Here is a 15,977-nt window from a genome sequence, read left to right on the forward strand (position 1 = left end):
GGAAATCCCGCGGGCGGTCCTGCTTTTTACGGATACATAATCAATCAAGAGAGGGATCACTGCCCAGACAAGCAGGCTGGCGTACCCGTGGACAAGGTTGCCCTCCAGGTCTGTTGAGATGAAAGCGACAATGCTTCCTACGGTAATCCCTGTTATGTATTCAAAAAACGTCAGCTGAGCCAGCTGTTTTTTTCCCATTAACCTGGTGATAACAAAGAGGGTTATAAGGGCAAAAAATGCACGCAGCATAATTACAAATGTATCGGCCATTTTATTCACCTCATCTCATAAGAAGTAAGGTGAGCACGACCACTCACCTTACAAATGGAAAACTTAGAAGCCTTTGTACTGTGGCTCTTCCTGCTCCAACTGTTGAACACGCGGCTCTAGGGCATCAATAATCGATTGTGTTTGTTGCGCCTGTTGCGTGAACAGTTGTTTTGCTTGTTTATCTTGCGTACCAAGCGCAAATGTCTCTAAACTCGCCTGTGCGCCTTTTAAGCTGGCAACCACTGTCTTTACCTGTGTAGACACTGTCATGAATCTCACCTCCACAAAGAGTAGTATGCGCTAGGATCGCGGTTTAAACACAAGGGAGCCCAAAAAACCAAAAATAATCGCAGCGGAAATACCGGCACTTGTTACCTCAAAAATACCGGTAATATACTCATTGTTTTTACCTCCTATAAGCTACTTTCGATGGCAACGGCATGAGCGATACAAGGAATGCTCTCTTTTTGCTGAAAGGTGAGCGGAGAAAGAAGAGCGCCGGTAGCAATCACAAGGATTCGTTTCCATTCACCCTTATGCAGCCGGTTGAGCAAATGTCCATATGTTACGGTTGCACAGCACGCACAGCCGCTTCCGCCCGCAAACAGCTTCTGCTCTTTGCTGTAAATAAGCAGGCCGCAATCGGTAAAGGATTTTTCCGCGATGGCGAAACCGTGCTTCTTTAATAGGTCAGCCGCAATCGGATGGCCGACCCTGCCAAGATCACCGGTCACAATCAGATCGTAATGGTCGGGCTGAATCTGTAAATCCCGGCAGTGCGCCTCAATGGTATCTACAGCGGCCGGTGCCATGGCCGATCCCATATTAAAGGGGTCAGAAATCCCCATATCAACAATCCGTCCAATTGTCGCTGCGGTTACCCGAGGGCCATTTCCACTTGCGCCTACAATTGCAGCGCCCGCACCGGTTACAGTCCAGTTGGCCGTAGGCGGCTTCTGAGCTCCGTATTCATTTGGATACCGGAACTGCTTTTCGGCAGTAAGATTGTGGCTGGAAGTTCCTGTAAGGACATACTTGGCTGCTTTGCAATCGACGAGCAGTGCGGCGAGGGCAAGCCCTTCCATGGAAGTTGAGCAGGCGCCGAAAATCCCGAGATAAGGAACCCCTACGGTACGCGCGGAAAAACTGCTGGGTGTAATCTGGTTAATTAAATCGCCGGCCAGCATAAAATTAATGCTGCCTTTTTGGATGTTCGCTTTTTCAATGGCTTTATCACAGGCTTCTTCGAGCATGACTTTCTCAGCCTTCTCCAAACTATCTTGTCCTAGCCAGAGATCTTCATGAAGAATATCAAAGTCTTCAGCTAAGGGTCCTTTCGCCTCATGTGATCCCCCGACTGCGGCGGAGGATAAAATAACAGGCTGGGTGGGGAATACCCACGTTTGATGTCCCTGAAGCAAGCCTATACACCTCCAAGGGCTGAAATCGCCCATTTTATAAGCGCGACAAAGAAGGCGGATACGACGCCGAAAACAATAACCGAGCCGGCAAGCTTGAACATATTCCCGCCTACGCCGAGCACATAGCCTTCCGTTTTGTGTTCAATGGCGGCTGAAGCAATGGAATTGGCAAACCCGGTAACAGGTACAGCCGTGCCGCCTCCCGCAAACTGGGCAATTTTATCGTATACGCCAAGTCCGGTAAGAAGAACGGAAGTGAAGATAAGGACCGCCACGGTTGGGTTTCCGGCTGCTTTCTGTGAGAAATGGAAAACATTCATAAAAAACATCTGAATAAACTGGCCCAATAAGCATATGAATCCGCCGACAAAAAAGGCGCGAATTGCGTTCTTAAAAATCGGTCTTGTAGGTTCACGCTGTTTGGCGAAACTTTGATATTCGATCTGGGTGGGGGTTAGTTTTTTTCTTTTTGCTTTACTTGGCATCGCTTTCTCCTTTACGTAAGTAGAATCATCTCTTATATTTTGCTGAAAAAAAGTCGTTTCATACGAAGGGAGAGGGGCACAAAAAAAGACAGCGGATTCGTTTTCCGCTGTCTCCAGGCTACCGATAAAGTTTTGACAGCTTGCAGCTCTGTTAATAGGAGCTTTTTTATTAACATCCGATATCATTCACTATGTAAACCCATGTAGCGAATCAAGTTCCGTATATGCTGACGGTCGGAAACATTTAGGGAAGGTTGAGTGAGTGAAATAATCATGGACGAACCGTACATCATCCTATGTCAGGGAGGGATAAACATTGTGGTTCCCCCTGGAATAAATCCAGAGGGAAAAGGAGCCTTTGATAATAATCAGGCAAATGTTGATTTATTTCCCATAAAATAAGGATAGAGGGAGGCTCATGATGAAGAACCTCTATTTGTGTTGTCTAACAATAGGCTAAACAGTTACTAATTAATATAGATGATCCCCTCAAGCCTAATTTGATAATGTTCTCCTTCATTGGAGACTAAAATATGATCGGGGTAAACCTCCTCTAATGTTCCTTTAATGATTTCAACCGACGTCGCAACGGATATTTGTCTTCCCCTCCGTTGTTGTAAACTATTCAGAAGTTGTTTCGTGAATGTCACAGTGTTCCTAGAAGTAGATTCTCTTTTCTCAGGTACGTATTCAATCTGCTCTGATACAGGATAAACATAACGGTGATAAAACGGATAATTCATGTTTACCTCCTTAATTTTTAGCCGTAATAGGAGTATATGCGGAATACAGGAAGATGACATGAGGCAAATACCCAAAGTGCTGATTGATCCTTTTATTTTCAACTACAAGACCCTGTAATTTGTTTTTCTTTGGCCCATAGTAAAGAAACCAGTAAGCGATGATCAGAAGGGAACCGCTCTTCCGAAAAAGGGAAGTAAAAACAAGGAAGCAAGCACAGATATGGGAAGCGTTAAATGTCTACTAAAGGGACCCAAGCCAAATTCATGGGAGTCGGCTCCCTCTATTTCATGCGTAGGAATGCCAAGGATAACATTTTCAAGATTAACGTCGACAATAAATCCATCGTAAATTTTACCTTCTGTCGTTGTTACCCGTACATAACGATGAAGGTGATGTCGACACAATGTATACGAGTGTTCAGTATCCAACTATTTATCTCCTCTCTTTGTAAATACTGATACATAAATAAGGGTGAGTAAAGCAGATGGTATAAAGTACACAAAGATAAGTGAACAAGTGTATGGGTGAATGCCCCTTTTAATGCAATGTCCGCTAATCTGGGTTACGTAAAACCAAAAAGGGGATTTAGACTTGGATTGCCTTTTTAAGCACTCTTTCTTTTCACAAGATGTAAAGTTGGATTGAGCGTCAATTATATTGATTATCGACGACCCGAAGCCAAAAAGAGAAACGTCTTTAGGCCAGGGATTGTTGGACTAATAACCTGGAAGTAAAAATAGTTGTTTGTGGAGGGACATTAGCCCAGGCAATTATTAGGTTGATGTCTTAGTATATTGGGTGGGAGTAATAAGAATTAAAGCCAGTGGGTTGGGCTAAACTTGTTATTTTTCAAGAAGATTCACCAATAATCATTTTACCCAATCCTTTTAATTAAAACCTTGAGTAGAAAGGGGGAATCGTGTTTGTTTTTACACGGAACATCTACGGTTAACAAGCAAGGCCATTTAGAAATAGGTGGTTGTGATACCCTTGATTTAGTTGAAAAGTTCGGCACTCCTTTATTTGTCTACGATGAGGAATTAATTCGGCAAAAGTGTCGAAATTACATTCAAGCTTTCAAAGAGACGGGGCACCGGTTTCGTGTAGCTTATGCCAGTAAAGCATTTTGTACTATGAAGTTATGTAAGGTTATTGAAGAGGAAAATTTGTGTTTGGATGTTGTTTCTGCAGGGGAATTATTTACAGCCTTAGCTGCAGGATTTCCTGCTGAGCGCATCCATTTTCATGGTAATAATAAAACGAGACAAGAAATTCAAATGGCACTAGAGGAAAATATAGGTTGTTTCGTCGTAGACAATTTCTATGAGTTAACTATGTTAGCCGATTTAGCCCGGAAATACGGAGAAACGGCCCATATTCTTTTACGGGTTACTCCAGGAGTAGAATGCCATACCCACCAATACATGGTCACAGGACAACAGGATTCTAAATTTGGATTTGATATAAAAAGCGGTCAAGCTTATAAGGCAGTGAGTGAAGCCTTACAGCTTTCCTCTCTTCATCTTCTTGGTTTGCATTCCCATATCGGTTCACAAATCTTTGAAACTAGAGGATTTGAAGCTGCAATCGAATGTCTTGCTGAATTTCTGGAGCAGCTCCAAGATAAATTGTCGTTCACAGCCCAAGTTTTAAATGTTGGTGGGGGATTTGGCATACGTTATCATGCTGAGGATATACCGCCAACAGAAGAAGCATATATAAAAGTGATTACTGATTCTGTCCATCGTTCATTTACGAAAAGAGCGTACCCATTTCCCGAAATTTGGATTGAGCCAGGACGTACTATTGTTGGAGAAGCTGGAATGACGCTTTATACCGTCGGCTCTATCAAAGAAGTAGAGGGTATCCGAAAATATGTGTCGGTAGATGGAGGAATGACAGATAATCTTCGTCCGGCATTATATCAAGCGAAGTACGAGGCTATACTAGCCAACCGAATAAATGAAAAGCCGGAGGAAATTGTCTCAATAGCAGGAAAGTGTTGTGAAAGTGGAGATATGCTCATCTGGAATATCGAGTTGCCTAAAGTAAACTATGGAGATATTTTAGCTGTTTCATGTACAGGTGCATACGGGTACGCCATGGCTAGTAATTATAATCGTATTCCAAGACCTGCTGTTGTATTTGTAAAGAATGGGGAAGCGGAAATCGTCGTGAAACGCGAAACCTACAAAGATCTAATAGCTAATGAGTATATTCCTGAAATAGTCAATACACTAAAAAATCATAGCTACATGATTGAAAGAATATCGGATATTTAAATCGGACGTAGTCAATTGAATTTTACAGGACCCATTTATTGCATTCATTAACTTTCGATTTAATGCATGTAAATATGCTCCTCTAATTTGGTAAAGGACCGCATAAATTTCCTCAAGGAAATGCATGTGGTCCTCATATGTAACGAGCTTCTTTATTATCTTTTGTAATTACACTGACAATTTATAAGTAATGGGATAGTAGATATGAGGAAATAAAGATTTAAGAGGTCACCACATGAGCAACCTCTATTCATTTTGTTGTTCTTTGGAATCTTTCGATTGTATGTTAGTTTTTCCTTCAGGTTCTTGATTATCTGATGAACTTTTTCGATTTTTCTTTTTTCCATTTGTTGTTGTTCCATTTGTTGTTTCATTTGTTGTTGCATCTGTACCTGCATTTTTTGTGTCGCTTGTGCAACCGCCATCTTAATCATTTTTTCCAATTCATCTGCAATTTTAGGGTCTTTTAGGAGGGGTATCATAGCATCTGCCATTTGAGAACGCAAGGAAGGTGTTGTACTAATGTCTTTGAACCCTTGAATATCTTGCGTGAGTTTTCTTGGCTTAAAATCTTTATCATTATGGATTGCATCAGTTGTCTTTAACGATAGTTCTTTTACACTTCGTGAAGTAGTGGGGTTATTCAGGGCTAAGAACCGTTCATTCACTCCTTGTTGTAGAATTTTGCTTTGTAAATGGATGTCCTTCAATGCTTTCTTTCGAGATTCATTTTGAATTTGAACTAAATGATGATGCTTCCTTCTATCATCATTTATCCCATTCATTACATTTAAGGTGGATACCATTAACTGTTCTTTTCCTGTTGGATCATTGGTCATTAATTGATTCATTTTGGCATTGAATCCAATAACTCTCTGTCGTAAGTCAGGGTCAGTCATCATCATCTCTTGTTCTTTTATTGTATTTTGGAGAATTGAACGCTTCGTTTGTTCATCTTGTTGCATGACTTGTATTCTGCCATCAGAAAAGGCTCTTTGAACGGATTGGTTCTTTGCCATACTTTGTGTTGCGTTTTGGATACTCTGCGATTTTTGCCCTTGTTGGGTACATCCTGTTATTAAAATTGTACTGCAAACCAAAACAGATAGTAATTCATTCTTCATTAATAACCCCCCGACCATGAATTTCATTAAGAAGCCATTATCTGATGCTTATTAGCACACTTACAACAGAAATCCGCACATCGTTGACAGTGAACATCTTGGAATTTTGTGTATAAAAAACATACATATAGAGTTTGCAAAAGGGACCTTTTTATTCAATTTACCAATCAGTTTCTTATCTAAAGACAATACATGCCGCAATGTATTGTCTACTTTTTGTGGGAAACGTCCTTCTCTTTTTGCGAAAGCAGTTGTGAGACGGTAACAAACGTATAGCCCTCCTTCGTTAGTTTATCCAGGATGCCTTCTACTGCCTGTACCGTCTGTGTCCGGTTTCCACCTGCATCGTGGAATAGAACAATGTTCCCGGGACGAGCATTTTTGCACACCTTATCGATAATCTTCTGTGTACCTGGATTTCTCCAGTCTTTTGTATCCTGCTTCCATGACCACATTACGACAATCTGATTTCCAAACTTTGCAGCTTCTACTACCTTTTCATCATAAACGCCGCCTGGCGGGCGGAATAGGGATGGGTATATCCCTGTAATGGCATGAATGATATCATCCGCATCCCTGATTTCTCTTTGAAGCTGGAATAGAGAAATCGTATGTACTTTAGGATGGCGGTATGTATGGTTGCCAATCTCATGTCCGTTCTGAATCATTTCATTAATAAGGGTAGAATTTCTTTCTGCTTTGCTGCCGATGACAAAGAATGTCCCTTTTGCTTGGTACTTTTCCAATAACTTGAGAATAGGCTGTGTATACCTGGGATCAGGACCGTCATCAAATGTGAGGGCAATCATTTTTTCTTTTGTGTTTACCTCCCATACGATACTTCCTCTTGATTCAAAATAAGCACGGTTTTTCTTGCTGGCATGTACGGCTTCGCCGTCAAAAAAAAAGAGTGAAAGAAAAAGAAAAAATAGAGAAAATTGTTTTACCACTTCATTTACCGCCTTTATGCTTTCTATATTCAATTGCTGTTTGATTCAACAACAGTAGTACGGAACCCATCTCCTAAATTATCTCTGTCTACCGGGAAGGAATGGTCATCCATTTCTGGTCCACATAATTACTGATGAATCTTATTTCTAAGAACCCTGGGGCAAATGGAGTGATTGAGCAGGTACAGTTTCTTTCTCTGCTGTGGTAATCCCGAAGTCTTGAATAGGTTGTTCAAGGAGCGTTCATCCTTTTAAATAGAAGCAAATCCCATTTATAGCTTGCGCATTTTGTTTTATTTCTATATGTGGATACTTTTGGAGATGAAATGAGGATTGTAAAAACAAATTGTTTTGCCCTTTACAGTAGTAGTGGCTAGTAAGTATTTGTAAAATAACTTCCTGTAATCACCCATGTTAGGATGGGACGAACTGTACAAACTAACAATGGAGGTGAAGAGATGAAGAAAAACATAAAAGGGATAACTGTTGTTTCACTTGTAGCTGTATTGGCGAGCTCCATGGTTGCTTGCAACCCAGGCGCGACTCCAAATAATACAAATCGAACGCAGGGATATCAGGCAAATGGGAACCGAGCCAATAATGTGGCTCCTTATCATGATGGTGTTCGTCCGTATGGGGTGCGCAATGACGGCGTAAGGCCCTATGGAACCCCTTCTCCGGTTAATAATGACGGTCATAATACGACCACCGATAATCATGCTGTTGCAGCACGGATAGCGCAAGTGGCTGGAACTGTTCCAGGAGTTGCGCATGTGACTACAGTTGTAGTGGGTAACGATGCTATTGTGGGGCTTGATCTTACCAACACTGCAAAAGATAACCGACAAAGGATTGAACAACAGGTGCGCCGGACTGTGCAAGCAGCAGATCCAGGGTATAATGTTCATGTAACAGCCGATGGAGCATTGCGCCAACGAATTCGTACCCTGAGTACACAACTAGGGAATGGACATCCAATTCGCACACTGGCCAATGATGTTGGAACACTTATCCGTGATATTGGCCGTACCGTTACAGCGCCCTTTCGTTAAATAACGGTTACAAAAGGAGACTTCTTCCCGGGAAGTCTTCTTTTTACTTGAGTAAAAATATTTTGTACTTGGGAACAAAGATTTAATGATTGCTGAAGCATATCGCGGACAGGTTTCAGCCCGATAATCTCGAATACATTAAATACAATTGGATGGAGGGAAATCTATTGAAACGATTAGCTGTTTTTTGTGGCTCAAGTAACGGCGCTTCTAACAAGTACAAAGAAGGAGCAATCCAACTCGGTAAAGAATTAGCCAGACGAGAAATCACGCTTGTATATGGTGGGGCAAGTGTCGGCATTATGGGTGGAATCGCGGATGCCGTTCTCGGAGAAGGAGGAGAAGTAATCGGTGTTATTCCAAAGATGCTGGAGGAGCGTGAAATTTCACATCCGAACTTAACAGAACTTTTTATCGTTCATTCCATGCATGAGAGAAAAGCGAAAATGGCTGATTTAGCAGACGGGTTTATCGCTTTACCAGGGGGGCCTGGGACATTGGAAGAGTTTTTTGAAATATTCACCTGGGCGCAGTTAGGGCTGCACCAAAAACCTTTTGGCCTTTTAAACATTAATCATTATTACGACCCTCTTGTTTCCCTTTTTGACCATATGACAGAACAGCAATTCATGCAACAAAAATACCGCTCAATGGCTATCGTTGAATCGGATCCGGAAAGATTAATTGAAAAATTTTCTGCATACGAACCACCAGCAGTGAAAACGTGGATTCAAAAACATCAGACATAATACATTTATTATCCTTGAGGTGAACCATGTACATTGATTATCGAACCGACGCCGGAACGCGGCCGACAACTGAAATGCGTGCAGCAATCAGGCTCCCTGATGAGTCGCTGCACACGAGTCTTCTTTGCATAGAAAACACACAGAACCGGGCTGGTGGCACCATTGTGCCTTTAGAGAATATGAAGGCGTTCTCGTATCTGAATTTGGCCTGGGCGTATTCCGGTTCGTTACGCACAAAGATATTTCAGCGAACGATATCGATAAAACATTAACACGTTTCGCGCGCATTCTTTGATAGTAAAGAGTGCGTATCATTTTTTAATTTTCATAGATAATTTCTGTATGTACATCGACCTGTAGAAAATCTTCCAGACGCTGCTTTACAGAGTGCCATTCCTCTTTAATAATGCTGTACATCGCTGAATCCCGTACGTACCCATCCTGTAAAACGCGCTCTTTTCTAATAATTCCTTCTTGTAAAGCGCCCAACCGCAGAATCGCGTTCCGGGAACGCTCGTTTCTTACATCGGTTTTAAATTGAACCCGGTTCAATTGCAGTTCTTCAAAGCAATAACGCAGCAATAGATATTTGCATTCTGTATTTACCCTTGTGCGCCAAACAGAAGGGGAATACCATGTCCATCCAATCTCTGTGCTTTTATTTGGCAGAGAGATATTTAGAAGCCGAGTGCTGCCAATAATACAGTTTGTATCTAAATCATAAACAGTAAAAGGCAGCTCCGTTCCATTCTCCCTGGCTTTGAGAGCACTTTCTACTATGTTCCGTATATCTTCAAGACTTTTCCCCTTTGTAGGCATATAGGTCCAAATCTCAGATGGTCTGGCTGCCTCGAATAGATCGTTCGTATGTCCTTTTTCTAACGGAATAAGTTTCACTCGTTTTCCAACCAATTGAACTCGTTTCAGCATGGTAACCCTCCACTCTCCTTCGTTCGTTATGTTTTTTACTCAAGGCTTACTGTATTCTTAGTATAGTGAAGGTGCTGGCACCGTAAGAAGAGCCAGTTCTAATATTTCTCACAAGGCCAGATTGCATAGAAGGTGAAGATGATGCTGGAAATTACTCCTGGATTGGATAATGATAAGGAAGAAGCGCTGTACATACAGTTATATGATTATATTAGAAGTGAAATAGAAAGTGGAAAGATACCACCAGAAAGCAAGTTACCCTCCCAACGGAAGTTAGCCGGGCATTTGGAAGTGAGCCGAAATACGGTTGATGCTGCTTACCAGCAGCTTTTGGCTGAAGGATAGATTTAACTCATTTCCCTTACGAGGTATGGCGTAAATTGTAAAACAGGTTTATGACTAAATATAATAAACAATATTTCCGATATAATCTTTACGGCAGCAACACTTATAGAATGGAGCGTTTACTTCAATGATAAACCATATTGATTCACTGGAAAGCCTTATTGCTATTATACCTATTCTTAAAGTATCTGTTCCCGCTGATCTATCGATCGCTATTTGTGACGTAGAGAAATTTATTGCCTATTTCCCGGGTGAAACAATAAACTTAAACATTAAAATCGGTCAAGCTTTAAACCCTGAAGAACCGCTCGCCCTTGCGCTGGTTCAGAACAAGCGGCTCCAGGCAGAGGTGCCTGCCGATTTTTATGGATATGAGTTTACAGGGACAGCAGTTCCTCTCCATGACAAAAATAATAAAGTCATTGGCGGGATCGCTATCCAAATGCGCAGGCAAAGTGAATTAAGAGCGATTGCAGATCAAATTTCAACATCATTATCACAAGCTAATGAACGAATTATGAATGTCGCGAATGCATCTGCTTCACTGGCTGACTTCACCCAAAAGCTCCTGCTTCAATCCCATCAGGCTGGGGAAGATGTTAAGAATACAGGCGAAGTATTGTCTATTATTAAAAGAGTTGCAGACCAAACGAATTTGCTGGGGCTAAACGCAGCAATAGAGGCAGCGCGTGCTGGGGAAAAAGGGAAAGGATTTGAAGTGGTTGCCAGTGAAATTCGAAAGTTTTCTAAAGAAACAGTCACATCAACCCAAAAGATACGTGAAACACTAGTTCAGATCCAAGAAATTACGGAACAAATCGGAAGTTCAATTGAGCAAATAGCTGCCATTGGTCAAGAGCAAGCAGCTTCCACTCAACAAATTTCAACGTTTATTGAAGAAATTCAAGATATGTCTAACAAGCTTAACCAATTTGCTAAAAAACTATAAAAAATTGAACCTGAAGTGGACTGCCACTTAGATTTCTAGGTGAGCAGTCCTTCCACAGTTTAACGGGAAATCTTCCCGTTTATTTAAGAGAGTACACAGCATCCAGGGCCTGCGATATTTTAGCAATCGGGGATTTAAGCCCTGTACTGGAATGCACCCAGGTAGTCCCGACAACACGTGTCTGATCTGTTATTTCTTTAATAATATTTTCAACCATTTCTTCCTGGGTTATTTCATGAATGTTATCGTAGGAATGAACTTCCCGGAAGGTTGCTCCGGTTCGTTCTGTTGCCCGCTTCACGGCCTCCTGCTGGGAATAATAATTGTGCTCCGTTGTTAAGATTTCCTGTCCTTTTTGAATATTAAGCCCTGTGTAAATGGTGCCGAGGCCCATGGTGGTGCTGTCAGTTAATGCGATTTGGTTCGGATCGTCCATGCCGAGATATTTGGCAGCCGCAATCCGCCCTTTCTGCGCATACTGTTGCTCCTTCGCTTTTTCTCCTAGGTAGAATCTCTATTTGGAACGGCATTTATTCTTTGCGGATACATAATTCACCGCAGGTTTTCTAAGGATAAGCTAGAGGAATGGAGGAGGAGATTACCCCATGAGTAAGGAATCTGCACACAAAGGGAGCCTGAGCTGGTGGCAGCTTGCTCTGTTAGGGTTCGGATGCATAACGGGGACAGGCTTCTTTCTGGGCTCTGGCATCGCCATTGAAAGAAGTGGCTTTTCGGTTCTGCTTGTTTTTTTGCTTGCGGCGATTGGTACTTATTTTGTATTTGACGCTTTGGCTAACATGATTGCACAGGATACTCAAAAGGGCTCCTTTTGTACATACTCAAAGAAAGCTTTTGGCCATTGGGCGGGATTTAGCCATGGGTGGATATATTGGACAGCCGAAATGCTCATTTTAGGCAGTCAGCTGACCGCGCTCGGTCTTTTTACGAGGTTTTGGCTTCCACATACCCCGCTCTGGGTATTCACTGCTGCGTATGCTGCTCTGGGGATTGGCGTTGTATTGCTTGGAACGAAGGGATTCGAGAAAGCGGAAAACATCCTGGCTGTCGTGAAGATCGCAGCCATTGTCATGTTCATTATTTTAGCTTTTTTGGTGTTCACGGGTGTACTCGGGGAACATAACGCCCACATGCATAAGCCTACGCAGATGAATCATTTCCTTTCGCATGGAATCACTGGCTTATGGTCAGGCCTTATCTACGTGTTCTTTGCTTTTGCAGGCATTGAAGTGATGGGGCTTATGGCTGCTAAACTGCACGATCCGAAAGAAGCGCCAAAAATCGGAAAGGTTGTACTTTCAGTCATAACGGCTCTTTTTATTCTTTCCATTGGATTGGCTTTGCTTCTGGCTCCTCTTGAAGATTTTACTTCAGAAGAAAGCCCGTTTGTTATCGCTTTAAGGGACCTTAATTTCACTGTCATCGTCCATATTTTTAATGGAGTACTTATTATCGCAGGGTTCTCAAGCCTGGTTGCTTCCTTATATTCGGTTACACAGATGATGTATATGATTGCCAAAGACGGTGACGCACCGAAGATTTTTACAAAGATAAGCAAGCGTAAAATCCCGTATGGCTCTCTCGGTTTAACGATCTGCGGGATGATCGTCTCCATCGTGATTGCCTTACTGCTCCCTAAAGAGGTATACGAGTACATCACAACAGCCGGGGGGTTAATGCTTCTCTATGCGTGGTTGTTTATGGTGTCCGCCTCACGAAAACTCCTGAAGCTTTCCGCATGGGGGCACCTCAAAACAATCACTGCGATGATTCTCGTTCTTCTCGCTGCGTCGGGAACTCTTTTTGACAAAACAAGCAGGCTTGGTTTCTACGTCAGCCTGCTGTTCCTTGTTATTATTGGAGTTGTCACACTTATCATGAAGAGGAAATGGAAGAAAGCGGAGACGGATCAGGATCAAGGGTTATGGCGGCCCTTAAAAAAACAATAGCCTAATAACTTGCAACCCGAAATAAAGACCAAAGCCGATAAGAGCAATACCGGCCATGCGAGAAATAAAAATGAGCGCACGTGCCCTTATGTACTTATGGAACATGCTTGCTGTTGCGGCCATGCCGATATCCCAGAGCAGCAGTCCAACAAAAATTCCCGAACTGTAGAAGAGAAGGTCCAATGTTCCATAGGTTTCGGCTGTTTTAGCAAGGATGGATCCATAAACCCCCAACCAGAAAAGAATGCTCACGGGATTAGAGAGTGTCATAAAAAAACCGGAAGAAAAGGATTTCATAGCTAATTCTGCCTTTCTTTCCGGCTTAGCCACAAGAGCGCCAGCGCTTTTTATGCTTTCCACACCGGTGTAGATGAGAACAAAACAGCCGAACACCCAGAGAAACGTTTTCATCAGGGGGGTATTGAGAAAGTGCACCGCTCCAAAGTAGATGAGCAGCATGAATAGAGCGTCTGCGACCATCGCGCCCAATCCGACTAACCATGCGTGCAGAAAACCGTACTTAATGCCTTTGTGCAATTGTGCGGCGTTAATGGGACCAATAGGGGCGGCTAAAGAAAGCCCAAGCAGTACATAGCTGATAAATATCTGCATCTACAAGAACACACCCTCATTGTAAGAGTACCTACTTGTACACATTATATTTAGGAAGGGTGCATTGTAGAACGCCCGGGAATAAGATGTTGTGTATGTCAAATCAGCAAGCACTCAGGCAATAAGAATGGACGACCTGGGGCCGCCCATCAGCAAGCTATGAAACTTTACTGCGTTCACGAAACAAGAAACTAATACAGTAGAGTCCGGCGAGGCCAACCAGTGTATAAACAGTCCGGCTCAGGAAAGACGATTCACCGTTAAATAAGGCAGCAACGAGATCCCACCGGAAAAGGCCAACAAGCAGCCAGTTAAGAGCGCCGATAATAACCAGGATAAGAGCTATTCGATCCACCTGTATCAACTCCTTTCCGCCAATATACCGTTAGTATGCCCGATTTACTTTTTATTAAGACGGGAAGAGATGAAACGATCAAACATTCCAGGGAGGAGATGGGAGAGAACAATTCCCGCATTCATATAGCGGGGAATCGTTGTTTCAGCTTTTCCTGTTTCTACGGTTTTCAGGATTGCTTGCGCTACGGCTTCGGGTGTAACCATAAAGCTTTCGATATTGCGGCGGTAGGTCCCCGCTTTATCGGCCCGGTCAAAGAAAGGGGTACGGACAGGCCCCGGGTTTACAGCGGAGATAGTAATTCCTGTTCCTTTTAATTCCTGGCGCACACTCGCTGTCAGGCCGATAACAGCGAACTTGCTTGCCGAATAGGCGCTTGACTTCGCTGTAGCCATCTTTCCGGCGACGGAAGCTACATTAATGATGTGACCGCTCTTTCTTTTAAGCATGTGGGGCAGCACTGCTTTCATGCAGCGAACCGTGCCCATGTAGTTAACATCCATCATCCCCTGAACATCTTCCAGCGTGGATTCAGTAAAGGGAGAGAAAATCCCGTATCCGGCATTGTTAACCCAAATGTCAATCTGGCCATACCGGGCAATAATATCGTTTACAACGGTATTTACCTGTTCCTCATTCGTAACATCCAGCTCATAATGACGGGTGGCTGGTGCGTTTGCAGTAAGTTCATCTTTAAGTTCCTGCAGTGCCCCGGTTGAGCGGGCAAGCAAAATCGGAGTGGCGCCCATACGGACGGCAAGCTTTGCGCAGGCGTGGCCAATTCCGCTTGAGGCTCCGGTAATTGCGATAATTTTTCCATTTATTGTTTTCATACATTCAACCTCCACACCATTAAAGTTTGACACTTTACCGCTCATTCCTCCTTACACCCATTGGGTGACAAATGTCAGTAGGGTACTTTATACAATATGTGTCACTTTCTTTGAGGTAGGCGAATAGACTATAAGAAAGTACCGTAAAGGGGGAAAAGCCTGGTGGAATTTAAAGGTCAAGTCACGCTAATTACGGGCGGAGCCAGTGGTCTTGGGAGAGAAGCGGCGAAACTATTTTGTCAGCGGGGCGCAGTGGTCATTATTGCTGATATTAACCCTGCTGAAGGTGAGAGGGCGGCAGCGGAAATCGCCGGGAGGGATGGAACGGTACATTTTATTCACGCGAACGTAGCGGATGAGGATTCCGTACGGGCGTTAATCGACCAGGTTAAACAAATCACCGGCAGGTTGGACATTCTGGTTAACAATGCAGGGATTACCCGTGATGGAATGCTGCATAAAACATCGAAAGAAAGCTGGGAGCAGGTTATTGCCATTAATCTCACAGGCGTGTACTTGTGTACCAAAGCAGCCGTTCCCCTAATGCTGGAGAACGGGTACGGCAGGATTATTAATACGTCTTCTGTTGTGGGGCTATACGGCAATATCGGGCAGACGAATTACGCTGCGACGAAAGCAGGGGTAATCGGGCTGACGAAGACGTGGGCAAAAGAACTTGGCGGCAAAGGAATTACGGTAAACGCGGTAGCGCCGGGCTTCATTAAAACACCAATGACAGAAGCGGTGCCGGGTAAAATTTTGGAAATGATGCGGCTTAAGGTGCCGGTCCAGCGTTTAGGGGAACCGGAAGACATCGCGCGGGCCTATGTGTTCCTCGCGTCACCGTTCTCTTCCTATATTAATGGATCTGTTCTTTCGGTGGATGGGGGATTAACATTATAAATTTGT

The 15,977-nt window shown here is 43.2% G+C and carries 20 protein-coding genes and 3 pseudogenes; 9 read left to right on the plus strand and 14 right to left on the minus strand.

Annotation, left to right across the window (positions count from 1 at the left end; translation table 11 throughout):
- From MBEAL2_RS17510 to spoVAC, 5 genes and pseudogenes are all read right to left on the minus strand, one after another.
- A partial coding sequence (locus MBEAL2_RS17510) for a membrane protein (RefSeq protein ID WP_047153572.1) occupies positions 1-270 on the minus strand: 270 nt, incomplete at its 3' end.
- 63 nt (positions 271-333) lie between these two features.
- Positions 334-540 carry a DUF1657 domain-containing protein gene (locus tag MBEAL2_RS17515; protein ID WP_047153573.1) on the minus strand — a complete coding sequence of 69 codons (207 nt, stop codon included), beginning with the start codon at positions 538-540 and terminating at the stop codon, positions 334-336.
- Positions 541-570: 30 nt separating this feature from the next.
- Positions 571-663, minus strand: a pseudogene (locus MBEAL2_RS32435) (stage V sporulation protein AE); the annotation flags it as partial.
- A gap of 20 nt (positions 664-683) precedes the next feature.
- Positions 684-1,691: a stage V sporulation protein AD gene (gene spoVAD, locus MBEAL2_RS17520; protein ID WP_047153574.1), complete on the minus strand. Its 1,008-nt coding sequence runs from the start codon at positions 1,689-1,691 to the stop codon at positions 684-686.
- A gap of 2 nt (positions 1,692-1,693) precedes the next feature.
- The gene (spoVAC, locus tag MBEAL2_RS17525) at positions 1,694-2,176 is read right to left on the minus strand and encodes a stage V sporulation protein AC (protein WP_047153644.1); all 483 of its coding nucleotides are present in this window, start codon (positions 2,174-2,176) and stop codon (positions 1,694-1,696) included.
- Positions 2,177-2,434: 258 nt separating this feature from the next.
- Here spoVAC and MBEAL2_RS31840 point away from each other — a divergent pair, with 258 nt between their 5' ends.
- A complete protein-coding gene (locus tag MBEAL2_RS31840; protein ID WP_161798228.1) occupies positions 2,435-2,578 on the plus strand; it encodes a hypothetical protein in 144 nt (47 codons plus the stop codon).
- Between the two features lie 65 nt (positions 2,579-2,643).
- On the opposite strand, the gene MBEAL2_RS17530 is transcribed toward MBEAL2_RS31840, so the two are convergent.
- Positions 2,644-2,919, minus strand: coding sequence for a DUF2642 domain-containing protein (locus MBEAL2_RS17530; protein WP_047153575.1), 276 nt, complete (start codon positions 2,917-2,919; stop codon positions 2,644-2,646).
- Positions 2,920-3,081: 162 nt separating this feature from the next.
- Positions 3,082-3,348 carry a hypothetical protein gene (locus MBEAL2_RS17535; protein ID WP_047153576.1) on the minus strand — a complete coding sequence of 89 codons (267 nt, stop codon included), beginning with the start codon at positions 3,346-3,348 and terminating at the stop codon, positions 3,082-3,084.
- Positions 3,349-3,843: 495 nt separating this feature from the next.
- Between MBEAL2_RS17535 and lysA the strand changes: the two genes are divergently transcribed.
- Positions 3,844-5,202, plus strand: a complete 1,359-nt coding sequence (lysA, locus tag MBEAL2_RS17540) for a diaminopimelate decarboxylase (RefSeq protein ID WP_047153577.1) — start codon at positions 3,844-3,846, stop codon at positions 5,200-5,202.
- 155 nt (positions 5,203-5,357) lie between these two features.
- Here the strand turns inward: lysA and MBEAL2_RS17545 are convergent, their stop codons facing one another.
- Together MBEAL2_RS17545 and MBEAL2_RS17550 are read right to left on the minus strand one after the other, a co-directional pair.
- Positions 5,358-6,326, minus strand: a complete 969-nt coding sequence (locus MBEAL2_RS17545) for a hypothetical protein (RefSeq protein ID WP_047153578.1) — start codon at positions 6,324-6,326, stop codon at positions 5,358-5,360.
- Positions 6,327-6,535: 209 nt separating this feature from the next.
- The gene (locus MBEAL2_RS17550) at positions 6,536-7,276 is read right to left on the minus strand and encodes a polysaccharide deacetylase family protein (RefSeq protein WP_047153579.1); all 741 of its coding nucleotides are present in this window, start codon (positions 7,274-7,276) and stop codon (positions 6,536-6,538) included.
- A gap of 419 nt (positions 7,277-7,695) precedes the next feature.
- Here MBEAL2_RS17550 and MBEAL2_RS17555 point away from each other — a divergent pair, with 419 nt between their 5' ends.
- The 3 genes from MBEAL2_RS17555 (at position 7,696) to MBEAL2_RS17565 (ending at position 9,349) form a co-directional block, all read left to right on the plus strand.
- Positions 7,696-8,328, plus strand: a complete 633-nt coding sequence (locus tag MBEAL2_RS17555; protein WP_082130004.1) for a YhcN/YlaJ family sporulation lipoprotein — start codon at positions 7,696-7,698, stop codon at positions 8,326-8,328.
- Between the two features lie 167 nt (positions 8,329-8,495).
- Positions 8,496-9,077, plus strand: a complete 582-nt coding sequence (locus tag MBEAL2_RS17560; protein ID WP_047153581.1) for an LOG family protein — start codon at positions 8,496-8,498, stop codon at positions 9,075-9,077.
- A 74-nt stretch (positions 9,078-9,151) separates the two neighbouring features.
- Positions 9,152-9,349, plus strand: a complete 198-nt coding sequence (locus tag MBEAL2_RS17565) for a beta-eliminating lyase-related protein (protein WP_236692928.1) — start codon at positions 9,152-9,154, stop codon at positions 9,347-9,349.
- Between the two features lie 46 nt (positions 9,350-9,395).
- Here the strand turns inward: MBEAL2_RS17565 and MBEAL2_RS17570 are convergent, their stop codons facing one another.
- Complete coding sequence (locus MBEAL2_RS17570) at positions 9,396-10,007, minus strand: GNAT family N-acetyltransferase (protein WP_047153583.1); 612 nt, start codon at positions 10,005-10,007, stop codon at positions 9,396-9,398.
- Between the two features lie 141 nt (positions 10,008-10,148).
- Between MBEAL2_RS17570 and MBEAL2_RS17575 the strand changes: the two are divergent.
- Positions 10,149-10,349, plus strand: a pseudogene (locus MBEAL2_RS17575) (GntR family transcriptional regulator); the annotation flags it as partial.
- Positions 10,350-10,869: 520 nt separating this feature from the next.
- Positions 10,870-11,301: a methyl-accepting chemotaxis protein gene (locus MBEAL2_RS34375; RefSeq protein ID WP_236692930.1), complete on the plus strand. Its 432-nt coding sequence runs from the start codon at positions 10,870-10,872 to the stop codon at positions 11,299-11,301.
- A gap of 79 nt (positions 11,302-11,380) precedes the next feature.
- Here the strand turns inward: MBEAL2_RS34375 and MBEAL2_RS17585 are convergent.
- Positions 11,381-11,770, minus strand: a pseudogene (locus MBEAL2_RS17585) (aminotransferase class V-fold PLP-dependent enzyme); the annotation flags it as partial.
- A 136-nt stretch (positions 11,771-11,906) separates the two neighbouring features.
- Between MBEAL2_RS17585 and MBEAL2_RS17590 the strand changes: the two are divergent.
- Positions 11,907-13,268 carry an amino acid permease gene (locus MBEAL2_RS17590; RefSeq protein WP_047153587.1) on the plus strand — a complete coding sequence of 454 codons (1,362 nt, stop codon included), beginning with the start codon at positions 11,907-11,909 and terminating at the stop codon, positions 13,266-13,268.
- Here the strand turns inward: MBEAL2_RS17590 and MBEAL2_RS17595 are convergent.
- The 3 genes from MBEAL2_RS17595 to MBEAL2_RS17605 all read right to left on the minus strand — a co-directional run bounded on the left by MBEAL2_RS17595 (position 13,254) and on the right by MBEAL2_RS17605 (position 15,068).
- Positions 13,254-13,880: a LysE family transporter gene (locus tag MBEAL2_RS17595; protein WP_047153588.1), complete on the minus strand. Its 627-nt coding sequence runs from the start codon at positions 13,878-13,880 to the stop codon at positions 13,254-13,256. The two genes, MBEAL2_RS17590 and MBEAL2_RS17595, sit on opposite strands and share 15 nt — an antisense overlap.
- 157 nt (positions 13,881-14,037) lie before the next feature.
- Positions 14,038-14,235: a DUF378 domain-containing protein gene (locus MBEAL2_RS17600; RefSeq protein WP_047153589.1), complete on the minus strand. Its 198-nt coding sequence runs from the start codon at positions 14,233-14,235 to the stop codon at positions 14,038-14,040.
- Between the two features lie 44 nt (positions 14,236-14,279).
- Positions 14,280-15,068 (minus strand): SDR family NAD(P)-dependent oxidoreductase, encoded by a 789-nt coding sequence (locus tag MBEAL2_RS17605; RefSeq protein WP_052947795.1) that lies wholly within the window; start codon positions 15,066-15,068, stop codon positions 14,280-14,282.
- A gap of 162 nt (positions 15,069-15,230) precedes the next feature.
- Here MBEAL2_RS17605 and fabG point away from each other — a divergent pair, with 162 nt between their 5' ends.
- On the plus strand, positions 15,231-15,971 hold the full coding sequence (gene fabG / locus MBEAL2_RS17610; RefSeq protein WP_047153591.1) for a 3-oxoacyl-ACP reductase FabG: 741 nt from the start codon (positions 15,231-15,233) through the stop codon (positions 15,969-15,971).
- The last annotated feature ends 6 nt before the right edge of the window (positions 15,972-15,977 follow it).

The sequence above is a fragment of the Aneurinibacillus tyrosinisolvens genome, from assembly GCF_001015055.1.
GTDB classification, from domain to species: Bacteria; Bacillota; Bacilli; order Aneurinibacillales; family Aneurinibacillaceae; genus Aneurinibacillus_A; species Aneurinibacillus_A tyrosinisolvens.

Excerpts from the sequence above, each read along its gene's own strand:
- MBEAL2_RS17515 (WP_047153573.1), bottom strand. The coding sequence starts at position 540 with ATGACAGTGTCTACACAGGTAAAGACAGTGGTTGCCAGCTTAAAAGGC.
- spoVAC (WP_047153644.1), bottom strand. The coding sequence starts at position 2,176 with ATGCCAAGTAAAGCAAAAAGAAAAAAACTAACCCCCACCCAGATCGAA.
- MBEAL2_RS17530 (WP_047153575.1), bottom strand. The coding sequence starts at position 2,919 with ATGAATTATCCGTTTTATCACCGTTATGTTTATCCTGTATCAGAGCAG.
- MBEAL2_RS17545 (WP_047153578.1), bottom strand. The coding sequence starts at position 6,326 with ATGAAGAATGAATTACTATCTGTTTTGGTTTGCAGTACAATTTTAATA.
- MBEAL2_RS17555 (WP_082130004.1), top strand. The coding sequence starts at position 7,696 with ATGGGACGAACTGTACAAACTAACAATGGAGGTGAAGAGATGAAGAAA.
- MBEAL2_RS17565 (WP_236692928.1), top strand. The coding sequence starts at position 9,152 with ATGCGTGCAGCAATCAGGCTCCCTGATGAGTCGCTGCACACGAGTCTT.
- MBEAL2_RS17570 (WP_047153583.1), bottom strand. The coding sequence starts at position 10,007 with ATGCTGAAACGAGTTCAATTGGTTGGAAAACGAGTGAAACTTATTCCG.
- MBEAL2_RS34375 (WP_236692930.1), top strand. The coding sequence starts at position 10,870 with ATGAATGTCGCGAATGCATCTGCTTCACTGGCTGACTTCACCCAAAAG.
- MBEAL2_RS17590 (WP_047153587.1), top strand. The coding sequence starts at position 11,907 with ATGAGTAAGGAATCTGCACACAAAGGGAGCCTGAGCTGGTGGCAGCTT.
- MBEAL2_RS17595 (WP_047153588.1), bottom strand. The coding sequence starts at position 13,880 with ATGCAGATATTTATCAGCTATGTACTGCTTGGGCTTTCTTTAGCCGCC.
- MBEAL2_RS17605 (WP_052947795.1), bottom strand. The coding sequence starts at position 15,068 with ATGAAAACAATAAATGGAAAAATTATCGCAATTACCGGAGCCTCAAGC.